The organism is Micromonospora sp. NPDC047134, assembly GCF_040643455.1.
Classification (GTDB): Bacteria; Actinomycetota; Actinomycetes; order Mycobacteriales; family Micromonosporaceae; genus Micromonospora.
In genome coordinates this window covers 158,076-176,871 of sequence record NZ_JBEYUI010000011.1, presented here as the reverse complement: position 1 = coordinate 176,871, position 18,796 = coordinate 158,076, and the positions used below count along the sequence as shown (strand labels likewise).

Annotated in this window: 14 protein-coding genes; 4 read left to right on the top strand and 10 right to left on the bottom strand. The window is 71.9% G+C overall.

Features of this window, described 5'->3' with window-relative positions; translation table 11 throughout:
• Nucleotides 1-69: 69 nt before the first annotated feature.
• Nucleotides 70-864, bottom strand: a complete 795-nt coding sequence (yaaA, locus tag ABZ795_RS16000) for a peroxide stress protein YaaA (RefSeq protein WP_357530868.1) — start codon at nt 862-864, stop codon at nt 70-72.
• Nucleotides 865-930: 66 nt separating this feature from the next.
• A complete protein-coding gene (locus ABZ795_RS15995) occupies nt 931-2,556 on the bottom strand; it encodes a hypothetical protein (protein ID WP_357530867.1) in 1,626 nt (541 codons plus the stop codon).
• Between the two features lie 184 nt (nt 2,557-2,740).
• Between ABZ795_RS15995 and ABZ795_RS15990 the strand changes: the two genes are divergently transcribed.
• Entirely contained in the window at nt 2,741-3,781 is a 1,041-nt protein-coding gene (locus ABZ795_RS15990; RefSeq protein ID WP_357530866.1) for a phosphatase domain-containing protein, read from the top strand.
• 67 nt (nt 3,782-3,848) lie between these two features.
• On the opposite strand, the gene glgB is transcribed toward ABZ795_RS15990, so the two are convergent.
• From glgB to ABZ795_RS15955, 7 genes are all read right to left on the bottom strand, one after another.
• A complete protein-coding gene (gene glgB, locus ABZ795_RS15985) occupies nt 3,849-5,951 on the bottom strand; it encodes a 1,4-alpha-glucan branching protein GlgB (RefSeq protein ID WP_357530865.1) in 2,103 nt (700 codons plus the stop codon).
• Nucleotides 5,939-8,032 (bottom strand): maltotransferase domain-containing protein, encoded by a 2,094-nt coding sequence (locus ABZ795_RS15980; protein WP_357530864.1) that lies wholly within the window; start codon nt 8,030-8,032, stop codon nt 5,939-5,941. Before ABZ795_RS15980 ends, glgB begins: the two co-directional genes overlap by 13 nt.
• 62 nt (nt 8,033-8,094) lie before the next feature.
• On the bottom strand, nt 8,095-8,940 hold the full coding sequence (locus ABZ795_RS15975) for an SDR family oxidoreductase (protein WP_357530863.1): 846 nt from the start codon (nt 8,938-8,940) through the stop codon (nt 8,095-8,097).
• A gap of 96 nt (nt 8,941-9,036) precedes the next feature.
• Nucleotides 9,037-10,752, bottom strand: coding sequence for a 3-ketosteroid-delta-1-dehydrogenase (locus ABZ795_RS15970; RefSeq protein ID WP_357530862.1), 1,716 nt, complete (start codon nt 10,750-10,752; stop codon nt 9,037-9,039).
• Between the two features lie 14 nt (nt 10,753-10,766).
• A complete protein-coding gene (locus ABZ795_RS15965; RefSeq protein WP_357530861.1) occupies nt 10,767-11,996 on the bottom strand; it encodes an NADH:flavin oxidoreductase in 1,230 nt (409 codons plus the stop codon).
• A complete protein-coding gene (locus ABZ795_RS15960; RefSeq protein WP_357530860.1) occupies nt 11,993-12,607 on the bottom strand; it encodes a TetR family transcriptional regulator in 615 nt (204 codons plus the stop codon). Before ABZ795_RS15960 ends, ABZ795_RS15965 begins: the two co-directional genes overlap by 4 nt.
• 84 nt (nt 12,608-12,691) lie before the next feature.
• Nucleotides 12,692-12,919, bottom strand: a complete 228-nt coding sequence (locus ABZ795_RS15955) for a winged helix-turn-helix domain-containing protein (protein ID WP_357530859.1) — start codon at nt 12,917-12,919, stop codon at nt 12,692-12,694.
• A gap of 461 nt (nt 12,920-13,380) precedes the next feature.
• On the opposite strand from ABZ795_RS15955, the gene ABZ795_RS15950 reads away from it, so the two are divergent.
• Entirely contained in the window at nt 13,381-14,532 is a 1,152-nt protein-coding gene (locus ABZ795_RS15950) for a helix-turn-helix transcriptional regulator (RefSeq protein WP_357530858.1), read from the top strand.
• A gap of 71 nt (nt 14,533-14,603) precedes the next feature.
• On the opposite strand, the gene glgA is transcribed toward ABZ795_RS15950, so the two are convergent.
• A complete protein-coding gene (gene glgA / locus ABZ795_RS15945; RefSeq protein WP_357530857.1) occupies nt 14,604-15,800 on the bottom strand; it encodes a glycogen synthase in 1,197 nt (398 codons plus the stop codon).
• Nucleotides 15,801-15,871: 71 nt separating this feature from the next.
• Here glgA and glgC point away from each other — a divergent pair, with 71 nt between their 5' ends.
• Together glgC and pgm are read left to right on the top strand one after the other, a co-directional pair.
• Nucleotides 15,872-17,104, top strand: coding sequence for a glucose-1-phosphate adenylyltransferase (gene glgC, locus ABZ795_RS15940; RefSeq protein ID WP_357530856.1), 1,233 nt, complete (start codon nt 15,872-15,874; stop codon nt 17,102-17,104).
• Complete coding sequence (pgm, locus tag ABZ795_RS15935; protein WP_327026917.1) at nt 17,101-18,756, top strand: phosphoglucomutase (alpha-D-glucose-1,6-bisphosphate-dependent); 1,656 nt, start codon at nt 17,101-17,103, stop codon at nt 18,754-18,756. Before glgC ends, pgm begins: the two co-directional genes overlap by 4 nt.
• Nucleotides 18,757-18,796: the final 40 nt, after the last annotated feature.

Genomic DNA, 18,796 nt, shown 5'->3' with positions numbered 1-18,796 from the left:
GTTACAGTGACCCGAGACGCCGCGTGGTGGTACCGATCAGGTCGAGCCTTGAGGAAATCTTGCGGCTGTTCACAGCTCGGAAACCACCACGTCCACCTGACGTGGCCGTCCCGCTGCCGAGGGCTGCTCGCAGACGGTGTACTTCAGCTCCCGCAGCGCCCCCACCAGGGCATCGATGCTCCGTGGACGGACCCCGTGCAGCAGCAGGTCCCGCACCAACCGACCCTTGGTGGCCTTGTTGAAGTGACTCACCACCGAGCGCACCGGTACGCCGTCGACCTCCCGCTCGTGCAGCACCCGTACGGTGAGGGTCCGCTCGGCCAGGGCACCCCGGGGGGTCCAGGCGGCGGCGTAGGCACCCGAACGCAGGTCCAGCACCGGCCCGGTACCCGCGGCCGAGGTCAACGCCGGCCCCAGCACCGGTCGCCAGAGCGCCGGCAGGGCACCGACCCCGGGCAGCCGGGCCCCGATCGGGCAGCGGTACGGCGGAATCCGGTCGCCGATCCGTACCGCCCCCCACAGGCCGGAGCTGATCAGCACCTGCCGGGCCGCTGCCCGGTGCGCCGCCGGTGGCAGGGTGGCCAGGTCCAGTGCCTCGTAGAGCACCCCGGTGTAGATCCGACCCGCCGGTGCGGTCGCCGCCCGCACCAGACGGGCGTTGCGGCCCAGCTCACCGTGCTGGCCGGCACCGAGTCCCAGGGCGGTCAGCGCCGCCTCGGCGGGCCCCTCGCGCAGCCTCAGCAGCGCGGCCAGCACCTGCTCACGGACGGGGTTCAGCTCCGGCAGCGAGAGCCGGGCCAGGTCCAGACGGCGACCGGCGCCGACCTCGGCCTTGCCCTCCGAGGGCGGCAGCAGGATGAGCATCGACAGACTCCTCGACGACCCGGACCGGGCCATCCGCGCCGGGGTCCGGCCAGCGTACGACCCCCCTCACCGCCACGGTCGCAGCGGCGTGGGCGGGTGGTAGACCCGGAAGCCGCCGACCTCGGCCAGCAGGTCGGTGTCCGCCCGGTCGCCGAGCAGTTCCCGCAGTCGGAGGTCCGCCGGTCCACCGGCCTCGAACACGTATCCGGGCCGTGCCGCCCGGGCCAGCCGCCACCAGTACGCCGAATAGCGGTTCTGCCCGGGCCGCAGGTCGCTGTCGAGCACCCCGCAGACCACCTGCTCACCGGTGTTGAACACCAGCCGGTTGCAGGTCCAGTACTCGCCGTACACCTCGCGCAGCCCGGCGGCCTGGACCAGTTCCGCGAGTTGGCGGGACTGCCGTTCCTGCACCCGGCCCGGCTCCGCACCGGCAGTGGCGAACAACACCGTGACCACCAGGGCGGTCGCCGTCAGGGCGGCCAGGGCGGCGGTGGCCGCCGCGCCGACCAGCCGCCCCGCCGCGCCGACCGTACCCCGCCAGCAGGCCACCGCCGCCACCCACAGCGGCCAGAGCACCGCCGGCAGGGACAGTTGCAGCACCGACAGGTAGCGGGCGTTACCCAGGGGTTCGGTGGCGGCGAGGGAACTTCGCACGTACGCCAGCAGGGTCAGCGCGGCGCCGACGAGCAGTGCCAGACGCACCACCGCGACCACCCGCTCACCCGGTCCGGTCATCCGCCGGTACGCGAACCCGGCCAGCACCGCCGCGACGACCAGCAACACCGGGTAGAGCAGGCCGAACCACTCCTGCCAGCGGGCGCAGCCGGTCAGCGGACACAGCCCGGTGGCCTGCGGAACCCCCTCCAGCAGCCCGCCGTCGAGCCGCTGCCCCCACGAGGGGGTCGGCCCCTGGGCGCCGCTGATCCGACCCAGCACGGACAGGGAGTCCTGCCCGGGTGGGGCCACCAGGTTGTCGCGGATCATCGGGGCGATCCCCACACCGAACCCGACGATCAGCAGCAGCCCGGCCCACCCGAGAAGTTCCCTGCGTAGCACCCAGAGCAGCGCCAACCCGGCCACCGCCAGGTACGGCAGGATCAGCCAGTCCGACCAGAGGGCCAGCCCGGCGAGCAGCCCGAAGCCGCCGACGGCCCACCGGCGGTGCCGTACCGTGCCCCGGGCCAACCCCATCACGATCAGCAGCATCGCCAGCACGGCGACCTTGACCTCCGGACGGCCGCCGACCGTCGTCACCTGGTCGCGGATGACCCGCTCGGAGCCCAGCGCCAGCAGCCCGACGACGGTGGTGGCGAACCAGGGTGAGCCGATCCTTCGGGTCAGCCGGTGGATCAGCCAGAGGAACAGGGCGTAGAGCGCGAGCACCGGCAGCCGCAACGCCGGCCAACTCGGCCCGGTCACCGCGAGCAGGGGAGCGGCCAGGTAGGACTGCAACATGCCCATGTACCGCTGGCCGTACAGGAAGACCGGATGTTCCCGGCCCTGCGCGATGTGCAGGGCGGCCAACCCGAAGGTGGCCTCGTCGCTGTTGGCCACCGGCACGGTGTTCAGCACCAGGTACAACCGGTAGCCGACCCCGAGTACGCCGAGGATCAGTGCGACCAGGGCCGGACGATCCAGCCGTGGCAGCCACCGGCTCCGACCTCGCTGCGCTTCCGACCCTGGTCGTGGCACGACCTCGCCCCCGTCGCCGTTCCGACGGGAGTGTTTCACGGGTAGCGGCGCATTCGCGGGCATTTGCCCGGGATCTACTTATGTGTCACCTGCCGTCGCGGCTTGGGGGAATGCACCCCGCAGACGATCAAGAAGCCCCGGTCTCGCGTGGCCGAGGTCGGCGGGGTGTGGCAGGGTTGCAGACGTGCCACCCACACCCGCTGGCCAGTTGGCCATACCCAGCCTGCACCGGGCCGCGCGGATCGAGGACGCCGTGCACGCACTGGTCGAACGCCGACTGCGGCGGACCGGCTGGCGGACCAACATCATCGCCTACACCGGGTACGGGGCCCCCGGATGGGCGCGGGTGATGTGCCGGGTGCTGCTGGGACGGCCGGACACCCGCCAGCGGGGGCGGCTGGAGAAGGTCCGCGGCTGGCGCAGCTTCACCACCCTGCCGGCCAAGCACGTCACGGTGAGCATCGAGACCGGTGGGGTGGTGCACGAGGCCCGGGCCGATCGCAGCGGGTTCATCGACACCACGGTCGAGGCGGATCTGCCTCCCGGTTGGGGCTCGGTGCGGATCAGCATGCCGGACGCCGAACCGGTCGAGGCGCCGGTGCGGATCCTGGATCCGGAGGTGCGCTTCGGCGTCCTCTCCGACATCGACGACACCGTGATGGTGACCGCGCTACCCCGTCCGCTGCTCGCCGCCTGGAACACCTTCGTCCTCGACGAGCACGCCCGGGCCGCCGTGCCCGGCATGGCCGTGCTGTACGAGCGGCTGGTCACCGCCCACCCCGGAGCCCCGGTCTTCTACCTGTCCACCGGTGCCTGGAATGTCGCACCGACCCTCACCCGCTTCCTGTCCCGGCACCTCTACCCGGCGGGTCCGCTGCTGCTGACCGACTGGGGACCCACCCAGGACCGCTGGTTCCGCAGCGGGCGGGAGCACAAGCGGGCCACCCTGGCCCGGCTGGCCAAGGAGTTCCCGGACGTACGCTGGCTGCTCGTCGGCGACGACGGCCAGCACGACCAGGAGATCTACCGGGAGTTCGCCGCCGCCCACCCGGACAACGTGGCCGGCGTCGCGATCCGCCGCCTCTCACCCGCCCAGGCGGTGCTCGCCGGTAGCCTGCCCGTCCCGCACGACCGCCCGACCGAGGGACCGGTGGGACAGAAGTGGCTCTCCGCCCCCGACGGTGCCGGCCTGTGGACCCTGCTCCGCGGCGCCGGCCTGGTCTGAGTCAGCCCTACGCCCGGTGAACGAAAACCAGTGCGTCAGTTGACGCAGAGCAACGGGCAGCGGTGGTTCAGGCGGGGCGGAGCCAGAGGGCGCCGAGCGGGGGGACGCGCAGCGCCACCGAGGCGGGTTGGCCGTGCCAGGGGAGCGGCTCGGCGTGCACGGTGCCGAGGTTGCCCACCCCGGAGCCGCCGTAGTGGTGGGCATCCGTGTTGAGCACCTCGGCCCAGGCCCCGGCGGCCGGCAGGCCGATGCGGTAGTCCTCCAGGGGCAGGGCGGAGAAGTTGGCCACACAGACCAGGGTGGCGCCGTCGGGGGCGATCCGGACGAACGAGATGGTGTTGTTGGCGACGTCGTCCCCGGCCAGCCAGCGGAAACCGGCGGGGGAGGTGTCCTGCGCCCACAGGGCGGGGGTGTCCCGGTAGACCCGGTTGAGGTCGCCGACCAGGCGTTGCACCCCGGCCCGGGCCGGGTCGTGCAGCAGGTACCAGTCGAGGCCGCGTTCCTCGCTCCACTCCCGGTCGTCGGCCAGCTCGCAGCCCATGAACAGCAGTTGCTTGCCCGGGTGCGCCCACATGTAGGCCAGCAGCACCCGGACGTTGGCCAGTCGTTGCCACTGGTCGCCGGGCATCTTGCTCAGCAGGGAACCCTTGCCGTGCACCACCTCGTCATGGCTGATCGGCAGCACGTAGTTCTCACTCCAGGCGTACGCCAGGGAGAAGGTCAGCTGATGGTGGTGATGCTGCCGGTAGATCGGGTCCTTGGAGGTGTAGAGCAGGGTGTCGTGCATCCAGCCCATGTTCCATTTGAACCCGAAACCCAGCCCGCCCTCACTGGTCGGTCGGGTCACCCCGGGCCAGGCGGTGGACTCCTCGGCGATCATCACCACCCCGGGGTGGTGCTTGTAGACGGTCGCGTTGGTCTCCTGCATGAAGGCGATGGCCTCCAGGTTCTCCCGGCCGCCGTACTGGTTGGGCACCCACTGTCCGTCGGGGCGGGAGTAGTCCAGGTAGAGCATCGAGGCGACCGCGTCCACCCGCAGCCCGTCGATGTGGAACTCCTCCAGCCAGTAGAGGGCGTTGGCGACCAGGAAGTTGCGCACCTCCCGGCGGCCGAAGTCGAAGACGTAGGTGCCCCAGTCCGGGTGCTCCCCCCGGCGCGGGTCGGGGTGCTCGTACAGGGGGGTGCCGTCGAAGCGGGCCAGGGCCCACTCGTCCTTGGGGAAGTGGGCCGGCACCCAGTCCAGGATCACCCCGATGCCGGCGGCATGCAGCCGGTCCACCAGGTGACGGAAGTCGTCCGGGTCACCGAAGCGGGAGGTCGGGGCGAAGTAGCCGGTGACCTGGTAGCCCCAGGAGCCGCCGAAGGGATGCTCCATCACCGGCAGGAACTCCACATGGGTGAAGCCCAACTCCGTCACGTACCCGGCCAACTGCTCGGCCAGTTCCCGGTAGCCGAGGCCGGGACGCCAGGAGCCGAGGTGCACCTCGTACACGCTCATCGGCTCCTGGTGGGGCTGGCGGGTCGCCCGTCGCGCCAGCCAGTCCGCGTCGCCCCACTCGTACGTCGAGTGGTGCACCACCGAGGCGGTGGCCGGCGGCACCTCGGCGTACCCGGCCAGGGGGTCGGCCTTGTCCCGCCAGTGACCGTCGGCGCCGAGGATCCGGTACTTGTACCGGGCCCCCACCTGCACCCCGGGTACGAAGATCTCCCACACTCCGGTGGAGCCCAGGGACCGCATCGGCCATCCGTCGTCGGGTGCCCAGCCGGTGAAGTCGCCGACCACCCGCACCCCCCGGGCGTTGGGGGCCCAGACCGCGAAGGCCACCCCGCCGTCGAGGACGCGGGCGCCGAGGGCCTCCCAGAGCCGCTCGTGTCGCCCCTCGCCGATCAGGTGCAGGTCCAGCTCACCCAGGGTCGGCAGGTGGCGGTACGGGTCGTCGTGCGGCTGCCCGTCCCACTCGATGCGGTAGTCGAGCACCTCGCCGGGCACGGTCGTCTCGAAGACGCCCGCCTCGTGCACCCGGGTCATCGGGTACCGCTGCTCACTGACCAGCAGGCACAGCTCGGTAGCGCCCCGCCGCAGGGTGCGGATCACCGTACGACCGTCGCCCGGGTGTGCCCCGAGCACGGCGTGCGGGTCGTGGGTCTCCCCGGAGATCAGCTGGTCCATCGGGCGTCGTCCTTCGTCGCGGAGGCGGTGCCGCCACTCAGACCGGCGGCAGTGGCGGGCACGGTGGTGGTGATCGGCGCGGGGGTGGCGGTGGCCGCCGGAGCCGGGGAGGGCGCGGCGGCGTCGGTAGGGCGCAGGGTGAACACATGGGCGGGTTGCAGGTACGGATCCAGCCGGACCGCGTTGTGCTGCCCCCAGTCGTAGTGGGCCCCGGTCAGCTCGTCGTGCACGGTGAACCGGTCGTGCCAGTCCAGGCCCAGGGCCGGCATGTCCAGGGTGGTGTTGCCCCACTGCACGGTGTGCGAGTCGAAGGAGCAGACCACCAGCACGGTGTTGCCGGTGCTCGGGTCGCGTTTGGACCAGCACAGCAACGCCGGGTTGTCGATGTCGTGGAAGACCAGGTTGCGCAGCCGGTGCAAAGCCGGGTTCTCCCGGCGGACCCGGTTCAGGGTGGCGATGAACGGGGCCAGGGAGCGTCCCTGCGCCTGGGCCTGCGCCCAGTCCCGGGGGCGCAGCTCGTACTTCTCGTTGTCGAGGTACTCCTCGGCACCCGGGCGGGCGACATGCTCGAACAGCTCGAAGCCGGCGTACATGCCCCAGGAGGGGGAGAGCAGGGCGGCCAGCACCGCCCGGATCTTGAACATCGGGGGCCCGCCGTGCTGGAGGTTCTCGGGCAGGATGTCCGGGGTGTTCGGCCAGAAGTTCGGCCGCATGTAGTCGGCCGCCGCCACCAGCTCCGCGCAGTACTCCCGCATGTCGGCGGGCGAGGTCCGCCAGGTGAAGTACGTGTACGACTGGGTGAAGCCGACCTTGGCCAGCCCGTGCATCATCGCCGGTCGGGTGAACGCCTCGGCCAGGAAGAGCACCTCCGGGTCGACCCGCTTGACCTCCCAGATCAGCCAGTGCCAGAAGTCGACCGGCTTGGTGTGCGGGTTGTCCACCCGGAAGATCTTCACCCCCTCGCCGACCCAGTGCCGCACCACCCGCAGGATCTCCGCCCGGATGCCCTCGGGATCGTTGTCGAAGTTCAGCGGGTAGATGTCCTGGTACTTCTTCGGCGGGTTCTCCGCGTACGCGATGCTGCCGTCGGCACGGGTGGTGAACCATTCCGGGTGCTCGGTCACCCAGGGGTGGTCCGGCGCGCACTGCAACGCCAGGTCCATCGCCACCTCCAGGCCGTGTTCGGCGGCGGCGGCCACGAAGTCGCGGAAGTCCTGCGGGGTACCCAGGTCGGGGTGGATGGCGTCGTGGCCGCCCTCGGCGGCCCCGATGGCCCACGGCGAACCCACATCCTCCGGCCCGGCGACCAGGCTGTTGTTCGGGCCCTTGCGGTTGACCCGGCCGATCGGGTGGATCGGCGGCAGGTACAGCACGTCGAAGCCCATCGCGGCCACCCCGGGCAGCCGCTCGGTGGCGGTGGCGAAGGTCCCGGAACGGGCCGGAGTCTCGGCCGTGGCCAGGACCGCCCCCTCCGAGCGGGGGAAGAACTCGTACCAGGCGGAGTACAGGGCCCGCTCCCGGTCCACCCAGATGCGGTACGCCTCGCCGGTGGTGACCAGCTCCCGCACCGGGTGCGCCCAGAGCAGTTCGGCCAGGTCGAGGGCCGGGCCGACCCGGTCCTTCAGCGGCAGATCGGTGTCGCGCAGCGCGGCCACGGCCCGTTCGAGTCGGGCCTGCTCGGCCTTGGGCACCGCTGCGGCACCCAGCACGCGTACCCCCTCGGCCAGGTCGTTGGCCAGGTCTTCCGCGCCCTGACCGGCGGCGATCTTCTTGGTCACCGCGTTGTGCCAGGTCAGGTACGGGTCGCTGAAGGCCTCCACGGTGAAGACCCACTCCCCGACGGTGTCCGGGGTGATGGTGGCGTGCCACCGGTCATGGCCGGGCTCCCCGGGCCGCATCCGGGTGAACGGGCGGGCCCGACCGTCCGGACCCAGCCAGACCACGTTGCAGCCGAGGGCATCATGCCCCTCCCGGTACGCGGTCGCCGACACCGGCACGAGTTCACCGACCACGGCGCGGGCCGGATAACGCCCGCAGGAGACGACGGGGGAGACGTCTTCGATCGGGAACCGTCCAGTCACCCTGTCAACCTACTGCGCGAGATCCTTTCGCGCTCGGTTGCGCACTGCTTCCGCCGTGCCGGTCAGCGCCGCGCCCGCCACGCCTTGGCGCGCCGCAGGTAGCGCAGCACCCCGACCGGGCCGGTCGAGACCGGCCAGTCGTCGGTGCGGAAGTAGGCGTCCGAGCCGCCGTCCAAGAAGATCACCGAACCGCAGAGGAAGTCGGCGGCCGGCGAGAGCATGAACGCCACCCACTCGCCGACGTCCGCCGGGTTGCCGCGCCCGCCGATCGGCACCGGCAGCCCTTCGACCGCCTCCTTCTCGCCCCGGGCCATCTGCTCCTCCAACAGCGGAGTGGAGATGATGCCGGGGGCCAGGACGTTCACCCGGATGCCGGCACCGGCCCACTCCGGCGAGATCGCGGCGCGGCGCGCCCACCGGGTCACCGCCAGCTTCGAACTCGCGTACGCGAACGGCGCCGAGCGCTTGCCGAAGCGTCCCACCACGCGCAGCGCCCGGGCGGCGTCGCGGTCGAGCAGGGCCCGCACGGCGCGCTCCGGCACCATCGGGGTGAGCGTGACGGAGTTCGAGCCGAACACCACGACCTTGCTGTTGCCGGCGGCGGCCAGGGTCGGTCGCCACGCCTCGAGCAGCTCCACCACGCCGAAGAAGTTGACCTGCTGCACGATCCGGTCCCGGCCGGGGATGCCGCCGAGCCCGGCAGCGCAGACCGCCCCGTCGAGCCGCCCTCCGGCGCGCTCCAACACCTCGGTGGCCGCCGCCGCGCGCCCGGTCGGCGTGGAGAGGTCGGCGATCACCTCCACGTCCCGCAGGTCCACGCCGACGACGGTGTGCCCGTCGCGCCGCAGCCGCTCGGCGGACGCCCGGCCCATGCCCGAGGCCGCGCCGGTCACCACGTACGTACCCATGTCGGTTCCTCTCCGCTTCGCCGACGGCCCTTGCGTCTTGCCGGATGCTGGCACGCCCGGCGGCCCCGGGTGCGACGATCGCGACAGAAACCGTGCCTATTCCACCGTCGGGCCCTCCGGGGCCGGGTCGGCGGCGGGAAGCTTGCCCGCCGCGTGCCGTCCGACGATGTAGCCGTAGACCAGGCCCTGGCCGATGGTCGCCCCGGCTCCCGGGTAGGTGCGGCCGAAGGCGTTGGCGGCGGCGTTGCCGATGGCGTACAGCCCGGGGACCGGGGTCCCCGCGTCGGACAGCGCCCGGCCGAGGCCGTCGGCCCGGATCCCGCCGCAGGTCCCGAGGTCGGACAGGACGACCCGGACTGCGTACAGGGTGCCGGCCAGGGGCCGCAGGTTCGGGTTCGGCGTCACCGTGGGGTCGCCGTAGTAGCGGTCGTACGCGCTGGCGCCGCGCGCGAAGTCGTCGTCGACCCCGGCGGCGGCGAACCGGTTGAACCGCGCCAGGGTGGCGCTCAGCGCGTCGGCGTCCACGCCCATCGACCGGGCTAGGTCACCCGGGGTGCCCGCGCGGTGCGCGATGCCCGCCGCGTACCAGGACTTCGGCAGCGGGGCGCGCGGGAACTGCGTGCCGGCGAAGACGTAGCTGTTGCGGTACCGCTTGTCGAAGACCAGCCACATGGTGGGCAGCGCCCCACCTTCGCGGGCGAGGCCGAGCACCCGCTGCCCGAACGTCATGTAGTCGCAGGACTCGTTGACGAACCGGCGGCCGGTGCCGTCCACCATGAGCGACCCGGGCAGGGAACGCTCGGCGAGCAGCACCGACGGCGCGGCGTCGCCGACCGGGGCGACGGCGGGGAACCACCACGCCTGCTCCATCAGGTCGGTGCCGGCGCCCGCCTCCTGGGCGGCGCGGATCCCGTCGCCGGTGTTGCTGTCCGCGCCGAGGCTCCAGCCGCCCAGGTCGCGGTGGTGGTGGGCGTGCCGCAGCGGCAGGTCGTGGTCGAAGCCGCCGGTGGCGAGCACGACACCCCGCTCGGCCCGTACGGCGAAGGTCGTCTCCCCGTGGCGCAGCTCGGCGCCGACGACCCGGTCTCCCTCGACCAGGAGCCGCTCCAGCGCCGTCTCGGTCCAGACCGGGATGCCGGCGCGGCGGACGCCGGCGAAGAGGCCGGCGGCGATGGCCTGGCCGCCGGCGGCGTACTCCCGCCCGACCGCGAGGCCGCCGAGGCCCTGGGCGAGGCGGGTCATGATGCGGGGCAGCGCGCGAACCGGGGTCTTCGCCATCAGGTTGAGCCACTTGTAGTCCGCGCCGGTGACCGGCATGGGCACGGGCGCGGAGAGGACGGCGGGACGCAGCCGCGCCCGGTCGGCACCGAGGAGCTTCAGGTCGAGCGGGCGGCACTCGCAGCTACGGCCGACGGCGGTGCCGCCGGGCAGCTCCGGGTGGTAGTCGGAGTAGCCGCGCGCCCAGAGGAAGCGCATCGGGGTGGTCCGGGTGAGCATCTCGACCGTGGCGGTGCCGTGCTCGAGGAAGCTGCGCCAGCGCTGTTCGGGTGCGGAGCCGTCCACGACGGCCTCCAGGTACGCCGCGCCGCGCTCGGGCGTGTCCCCGGAGCCCTCGGCGGCCAGCACGGGATTGGCCGGGATCCAGAAGGCGCCGCCGGAGCGCGCCGTGGAGCCGCCGACCCAGCGCGACTTCTCCACGACGACCACGGAGAGGCCGGCCTCGTGGGCGCTGAGCGCGGCGGCCAGGCCGGTGCCGGAGCCGATCACGACGAGGTCGACCGAGGTGGGCCGGGGCTGTCGGGGAACGGACATCGGGGAACTCCTTACTACGGGGCGACGACGGGCCGGGTACCGGCGGCGACGAGCGCCGTCGTCCCCTCGGCGTCCAGGGGGCAGTGGGTGCCGGTGAAGATGCTGGCGGCGCAGAGGTTGCAGTGGGTGCAGCGCGACCGGGTGGCGGCGTCGCGGCGGATCTTGTTGATCAGGTCCGGCTCCCTGAGCAGGGCGCGGGCCATCGCGACGTACTCGAAGCCGTCGCTCATGGCCGTACGCATCCCGTCGAGGTCGGTGACGCCGCCGAGCAGAATCAGCGGCATGGACAGCTCACGGCGGAACTGGAGCGCGAGGTCGCGGAAGTAGAGCGGCTGGTAGGGGTAGTCGCGGAACAGGAACCGGCCGAACATCTTCATCCCGAGCCGCAGCAGCGGCGGCTGGGGCGCGGCCATCGCCGCGAGCGGGATGTCGCCCCGGAACAGGTACATCGGGTTGAGCAGCGAGGACCCACCGGTGAGCTCCAGGGCGTCCAGGTGTCCGTCGGCCTGCAACATTCGGGCGAACGGGATCGACTCGTCGAGGTCGAAACCGCCGGGCACGCCGTCGCGCATGTTCATCTTGGCGATGACGGCCATGTCGTCGCCGACGGCCTCCTTGACGGCGGCCAGGATCCGGCGCGGGAACTCGGCGCGGTTGGCCAGCGCACCGCCGAACTCGTCCCGGCGTCGGTTGAGCTTCGGCGAAAGGAACGATCCGGCGAGGTAGGTGTGGCCCAGGTGCACCTCGACGGCGTCGAAGCCCACCTCGCGCGCCGCCGCGGCGGCGCTGCCGTGGGCGGCCACGATGCGGTGGATGTCGTCGTGGCTCGCGGCGCGGTCGAAGCCCATCCCCAGGGGGTTGAACCGCGCCGACGCCGCGAGCGAGGGCAGCCCGTTCGAGCGGGGGTTGGCCACCGGACCGGCGTGCCCGATCTGGGCGCTGACCTTGGCGCCGGTGGCGTGCACCGCCTCGGTCAGCCGCTGCAGCCCGGGCAACGCCTCGGGCCGCCAGTAGACCTGGCCCCGTTCGGTGCGCCCCTCGGGCGCGACGGCGAGGTAGGCGACCGTCGTCATGCCGACGCCGCCGCGACCCACGGCGGTGTGGTACTCGATCAGGCGGTCGGTGACCAGGGCGTCCGGGGTCGCCCCCTCGAAGGTGGCGGACTTGATGACCCGGTTGCGCAGGCGCACCGGACCGAGAACGGCGGGGGCGAGCGGGTCGGGGATCGGGCGGGTGGTGGTCACGGGGCTTCCTCGGGTGTGGTGATGCGGATGTCCAGCCGACGCAGCAGGGCGTCGACGGCGTGGGCGGGCGAGCCGTCGGGGCTGCGGGCCCAGTCGTACAGCGCGGCCTGGGCCGCCTCGCGGTACGCGGTGGCGACGGCGTGGTAGATCGCCCTCGGCGCTCCCGGTCGACGCCGGGCGATCTCCTGGGCCAGGGCCTCGGTCCAGGGCGCGTAGGCGCGCGCGGAGGCTCCCGCCAGCTCGGGTTCCTCAGCGACGACCCGCATCCAGTACCCGCCCGCGCTGAGCACGAGCGCGTCGTCGGAGACGGAGGCGACCACGGCGGCGCGCAGGGCGTCCGACAGCGGGACGTCAAGGGGCAGCGTGCGGAACGTCTCGGTCAGCCGCCGGGTTGCGGCGGGCACCCCCACCCAGGCGAGGGCGGCCTTGGAGGGGAAGTACCGCATCAGGGTGCGGACGCTGATCCCGGTGGCCGCGGAGATGTCGTCCCAGCCGGTGGTGCCGTAGCCGCGCTCCGCCCAGAGCTTTAGGGCCGCGGTGCCGACCGCCTCGGGATCGAGCACGGTGGGACGGCCACGTCGGCGCGGGGTGGGCGGGTTCTCCGAGGCCATGCGGCAAGTGAAACACTTTTTGGCGTGGTACGCCAATAATCGGCCGTGGGCTGAGGCATGCCGTCGGCGGCTGGACTGTCCTTGTCAGGCGGGCGGCTCGTTAGCCACGAACGAACCCTTGCCCTGGCGGGTGACGATCCAGCCGCGCTCCTCCAGGATGCGTAGGGCATACCGGACCGGCCAGGCGCTCGACTCGTACTGCTCGCGCAGTTCGGCGATGGACGGCAGCTTCTGGCCGGGCTTCAGGGTGCCCGCGCGGACTGCGGCCATGACATCAGCGATGATCTGCTCGTATAGCGGTGCTTGCGGCATGGGGCATCACCTCTCGTCAGCGCTCTGATCTTCGCACCCCGAGTGACGTGCCGTGCATTCTCTGTTGATTGTGCAGGCATAGCCTTCTAAGTTGAGTTGCCAGAGGCTCTCTCGTCAGCAACGGAGTGCCTTCACCTGGGCGGGGCGGCATCGTCCCCGTGCTGCCCCGCCCTGACCTGCTCCTGATTGCACCGTCCTTATCCCGGATCTGGGTGCACTTGTTGTTGCTGTGACGACAACAAACGCACCCAGAGGAAGGAGGAACAGATGCGTGAGCGCCCAACTGACGGGCCAATGCCGCAGGCGTACCCGGTTCCCGGGGCTCGGCCTCCGCACCCCGACGGCGACCGGGTGCTCGGGCCAGCCCGACCCGCCCGTGCCCCGCTGGCCTGGCGGCGGTACGCCCGCGGCGTGGGCGTCGCGGTCCTCGTACTCGCGCTCCTGGCGATTTGGATCTTGCGGTGAACGAGTTGCCGGTGGGGCGGCGGGTCGCGCAATGGCGGGTACGACGCAACATGACGCAGCAGCAGTTCGCCGACCGGCTCGGCAAGTCCAAAAGTTGGGTCGACAAGATCGAGCGTGGGGCACGTCGACTGGAACGGGTGTCGAACCTCCGGGAGATCGCCGACGCCCTTCGGATCGACGTGCAGGTCCTCCTCGCGGAACGCCCTGGGCGGCCGGCAGCCGCTGACAGCGGTGTGGAGCGGATCCGGACCGCGTTGGCTCAGTATGACGTGTCGGCCTCGCCCCGGACGCCCGACGTCGCGCAGTTACGGGCCGGTCTAGAACACGCGAAGCAGAGCTACCGGCACGCCCGCTACCCGGCGTTGCTCACCCTGCTGCCCGGTCTGCTCGACGCCGTGCGGGCCGCCCGGCCCCACCGGGTCACCGACGCGCTGCTGGTGCCGGTCTATGGCCTGATCGCGTTGACCCTGGTCAAGGTGGATCAGGGAGAGCTGGCGTGGTTGGCCGCCGACCGAGGGATGGCCGTCGCGCTGGCCACTGAGGATCCGCAGGTGAGCGCCGTCGCCACCGTACCGCTGTGTCAGGCACTGCGCTGCTGTGACCGTAACGGGGCCGCGTTGCGGGCCGCCGTCGTGGCCGCCCACCGCCTCGGCCCCCGCGATCCGGCTGCCCGCTTCGGGTCGCTGCGCGGGACGCTGCTGCTTCAGGCCGCGCTGGCCGCCGCCGATCGGGCCGACGATCGCAGTGCCCGAGGGCTGGTCGACCAGGCCGTGGCGCTCGCGGATCAGGGGAGCTTCGGCGGTGAGGGGTTCGGTCCGGCGGCGGTGCAGGCGGCCCGCGTGCTCGTCGAGGCCGCGCGGGGAGACCTGCCAGTGGCGACGGTACGCCACGAGCGGCTGCTCACCAGCGACGGCTGGCGTTGGATGCCGCCCGAGCATCGGGCCGCGTACCTGCTCGACGTGGCCCGCGCGTACGCCTCGGCCGGCGAGATGTCCCGGGCCGGCCGGGCGCTGCTGGAGGCGGAACGCACCGCGCGCAGCGAGGTGCGCGACCGGCCGGCTGCCCGGGAGCTGGTGGCCGCCGTGGCCCGGTCCACCGCCGCACCCGCCGCCCTGACCCGCCTCGCGGCCACCCTCCACGTCACCTGACTCGTCACCCGCGACCGATCAGTTAAAAGGGGGCCCTTCCTCTACCCGAGGCGTTAACAGGGTGCCCTTCCTTACATCAGTGAGCGGTAGAGGTTGAGGGTGCGGGCGGCGATGGCGTCCCAGGAGAAGTGCTCGACGGCGCGTCGGCGGCCGGCGCGGCCGAGGGCGGCGGCGCGCTCAGGATCCGCCAGCAACGAGTTCAGCCGCCCAGCCAGGTCGGCCTCGAAGCGGGCCGGGTCGGCGGGCGTGCCGTCCAGACCGGCCTGCTCGATCGGGACCAGCAGGCCCGTCTCGCCGTCGGCGACCACCTCGGGGATGCCGCCGGTGGCGGTGGCCACCACCGCGGTTTCGCAGGCCATCGCCTCCAGGTTGACGATGCCCATCGGCTCGTACACCGAGGGGCAGACGAAGATGGTGGCGTGGGTGAGCACCTGGATCACCTCGGGCTTGGGCAGCATCTCGGCCACCCAGATCACCCCGGAGCGGCCCGCCCGCAGTTCGGCGACCAGACCCTCCACCTCGGCGGCGATCTCCGGGGTGTCCGGTGCCCCGGCCAGCAGCACGAGCTGGGTGTCCGGGGGCAGGTCGCGGGCGGCGCGCAGCAGGTGCGGCAGGCCCTTCTGCCGGGTGATCCGCCCGACGTAGACCACGCTGGGCAGGGCCGGGTCGATGCCGAGTCGGGCCAGCACGTCCGTGCCCGGATCGGGGGCGTACTGCGCGGTGTCGATGCCGTTGTAGATCACGTGCACCCGGTCCGGATCCACCGAGGGGTACGCGGTCAGCACGTCCCGGCGCATCCCCGCGCTGACCGCCACGATCGCGTCGGCCGACTCGTAGGCGGTGCGTTCGCACCAGGAGGAGAGGGCGTACCCGCCGCCGAGCTGCTCGGCCTTCCAGGGGCGCAGCGGCTCCAGGCTGTGCGCGGTCACCACGTGCGGCACCCCGTACAGCAGCTTCGCGGTGTGCCCGGCCAGGTTGGCGTACCAGGTGTGGCTGTGCACCACGTCCGCGCCGGCACACCCGGCCGCCATCTCCAGGTCCACCCCCATGGTCCGCAGGGCCGGGTTCGCGCTGGCCAGGCCCGCCGGTTCGGGGTACGCCCGCACTCCCGGCTCGGTACGCGGCGCGCCGAAGCAGTGCACCCGGACCTCGGTCAGCCGGCGCAACTCCCGGGCCAGGTACTCGACATGCACCCCGGCGCCCCCGTAGACCTCCGGCGGGTACTCCCGGGTGAGCAGGTCGACGCGCAGCGGGATGGAGTCGGTCATGCCCGGCACCCTAGTGCAGAAGTGTGGCCGTACAAGTGGTGAAGCGGCACCGGGATGGATAGCGTCTGGTCATGGCTGAGAAGGTGCTCGCGATCGTCCTGGCCGGCGGAGAGGGCAAGCGCCTGATGCCGCTCACCACGGATCGGGCCAAGCCGGCCGTCCCGTTCGGCGGGATGTACCGCATGGTCGACTTCGTCCTCTCCAACCTGGCCAACGCCGGGTTCCTCAAGATCGTCGTGCTGACCCAGTACAAGTCCCACTCGCTCGACCGGCACATCACCAAGACCTGGCGGATGTCGACCCTGCTCGGCAACTACGTCACCCCGGTGCCCGCGCAGCAGCGCCGGGGCCCCTGGTGGTTCTCCGGCTCGGCGGACGCGATCTACCAGAGCTTCAACCTGATCTACGACGAGCAGCCCGACTATGTGATCGTCTTCGGAGCCGACCACATCTACCGGATGGATCCCCGGCAGATGGTGGAGGAGCACATCGCCTCCGGGGCCGCCGTGACCGTGGCCGGCATCCGGCAGCCGCTGTCCACGGCCGACCAGTTCGGGGTCATCGAGGTGGCCGAGGACGGCCGGCGGATCCGGGCCTTCCGGGAGAAGCCCACCGACGCGGTGGGGCTGCCGGACGCCCCCGACGAGATCTACGCCTCGATGGGCAACTACGTCTTCACCACCCGGGCCCTGGTCGAGGCGGTCGAGCGGGACGCCGAGGACCGCTCCAGCAAGCACGACATGGGCGGCAGCATCATCCCGATGCTCGTCGAGCGGGGTGAGGCCAACGTCTACGACTTCCGTGACAACGAGGTGCCCGGCAGCACCGACCGGGACCGGGGCTACTGGCGGGACGTGGGGACCCTGGACTCCTTCTACGACGCCCACATGGATCTGATCAACGTGCACCCGGTGTTCAACCTCTACAACTTCGACTGGCCGATCTACACCGAGCAGCCGCCGTACCCGCCGGCCAAGTTCGTGCACCAGTGGGGGGAGCGGGTCGGCCGCGCGGTCGCCTCGATGGTCTCCCCCGGGGCGGTGATCTCCGGCTCACTGGTGGAGAACTCGATCGTCTCGCCCAAGGTGAAGGTGCACTCCTGGGCCCATGTGGACGGCTCGGTGTTGATGGAGGGGGTGGAGATCGGTCGGCACGCGGTGGTGCGTCGGGCCATTCTGGACAAGAATGTCCACGTTCCCGAGGGCGCCGAGATCGGCGTCGATCTGGAACGCGACCGACAGCGCTACACCGTCTCCGACAACGGCATCGTGGTCATCGGCAAAGGACAGAAGGTGGAACCGTGAGTGGTGGTACTCACCCCCGGGCCGGGCAGCCGGCTCAGCCTGCCGACTTGGTCGACGTGCCTCGGCTGGTGACCGCCTACTACGCCGAGCATCCGGACCCGGCCGACCCGGCTCAGCAGGTTTCCTTCGGCACCTCGGGGCACCGTGGGTCGAGCCTGCGCAACGCCTTCAACTCCGACCACATCCTCGCCGTCACCCAGGCGCTCTGCGACTACCGGCGGGAGCAGGGCATCGACGGGCCACTGTTCCTCGGCCGGGACACCCACGCGCTCTCCGCGCCCGCCGCCGTGGACGCGTTGGAGGTGCTCGCCGGCAACGGGGTCACCGTGCTGCTGGACAGCCGCGACGGCTACACCCCCACCCCCGCGGTGTCGCACGCGATCCTCACCCACAACCGGGGCCGCACCGCCGGGTTCGCCGACGGCATCGTGATCACCCCGTCGCACAACCCGCCGGACGACGGGGGATTCAAGTACAACCCCACCCATGGCGGCCCGGCCGACTCCGACGTCACGAAGTGGATCCAGGACCGGGCTAACGCGATCCTCGCTGCCGGGCTCCAGCAGGTGCGCCGCGTCCCGTACGCGCGGGCCCGCACCGTCGACACCACCGGCACGTACGACTTCCTCGGCGCGTACGTCGACGACCTGCCGGCCGTGCTCGACCTGGACGCGATCCGCGCCGCCGGGGTCCGCATCGGCGCCGACCCGCTCGGCGGGGCCAGCGTCGCCTACTGGGACGAGATCGCCGACCGGCACCGCCTCGACCTGACCGTGGTCAATCCGATCGTCGATCCGACCTGGCGGTTCATGACCCTCGACGGGGACGGCAAGATCCGGATGGACTGCTCGTCGCCGAACGCGATGGCTTCGCTGATCGCCATGCGCGCCGACTACCAGGTCGCCACCGGCAACGACGCCGACGCCGACCGGCACGGCATCGTCACCCCCGACGCCGGGCTGATGAACCCGAACCACTATCTCGCCGTGGCCATCTCCCACCTGTTCCGTACCCGGGAGAAGTGGGGCCCGGACGCGGCGGTCGGCAAGACCCTGGTCTCCTCCTCCATGATCGACCGGGTGGCGGCCGACCTCGGGCGTCCGCTGCTGGAGGTGCCGGTCGGCTTCAAGTGGTTCGTGCCCGGGCTGCTCGACGGCACGGTCGGCTTCGGCGGGGAGGAGAGCGCCGGGGCGTCCTTCCTGCGGCGCGACGGTGGCACCTGGACCACCGACAAGGACGGCATCCTGCTCTGCCTGCTCGCCTCCGAGATCATCGCCCTGACCGGCCGCACCCCGAGTGAACACTGGGCAGAGTTGGCCGAACGCTTCGGTGCCCCCGCGTACGCTCGGATCGACGCCCCCGCCTCCCGGGAGCAGAAGGCCGTGCTCGGCAAGCTCTCTCCGGAACAGGTACGCGCCACCGAACTTGCCGGTGAACCGATCACCGCCACCATCACCACGGCACCCGGCAACGGCGCCTCGATCGGCGGGCTGAAGGTGACCACGGCCAGTGGCTGGTTCGCCGCCCGTCCGTCCGGCACCGAGGACGTCTACAAGATCTACGCCGAGTCCTTCCAGGGCCCCGAACACCTGGCCCGCCTCCAGGAGGAGGCCCAGGACCTGGTCACCGAGGTGCTGAAGGCGACAGGCTGAACGGCGGGGACCCCAACAACAGGGTCCCCGCCGTATGCAT

What these genes read in the sequence shown, in the direction of transcription:
- glgB (WP_357530865.1), bottom strand. Translation starts at nt 5,951, where the DNA reads ATGGACCAGCTGATCTCCGGGGAGACCCACGACCCGCACGCCGTGCTC.
- ABZ795_RS15970 (WP_357530862.1), bottom strand. Translation starts at nt 10,752, where the DNA reads ATGTCCGTTCCCCGACAGCCCCGGCCCACCTCGGTCGACCTCGTCGTG.
- glgA (WP_357530857.1), bottom strand. Translation starts at nt 15,800, where the DNA reads ATGACCGACTCCATCCCGCTGCGCGTCGACCTGCTCACCCGGGAGTAC.
- ABZ795_RS15960 (WP_357530860.1), bottom strand. Translation starts at nt 12,607, where the DNA reads ATGGCCTCGGAGAACCCGCCCACCCCGCGCCGACGTGGCCGTCCCACC.
- glgC (WP_357530856.1), top strand. Translation starts at nt 15,872, where the DNA reads ATGGCTGAGAAGGTGCTCGCGATCGTCCTGGCCGGCGGAGAGGGCAAG.
- ABZ795_RS15975 (WP_357530863.1), bottom strand. Translation starts at nt 8,940, where the DNA reads ATGGGTACGTACGTGGTGACCGGCGCGGCCTCGGGCATGGGCCGGGCG.
- ABZ795_RS15955 (WP_357530859.1), bottom strand. Translation starts at nt 12,919, where the DNA reads ATGCCGCAAGCACCGCTATACGAGCAGATCATCGCTGATGTCATGGCC.
- yaaA (WP_357530868.1), bottom strand. Translation starts at nt 864, where the DNA reads ATGCTCATCCTGCTGCCGCCCTCGGAGGGCAAGGCCGAGGTCGGCGCC.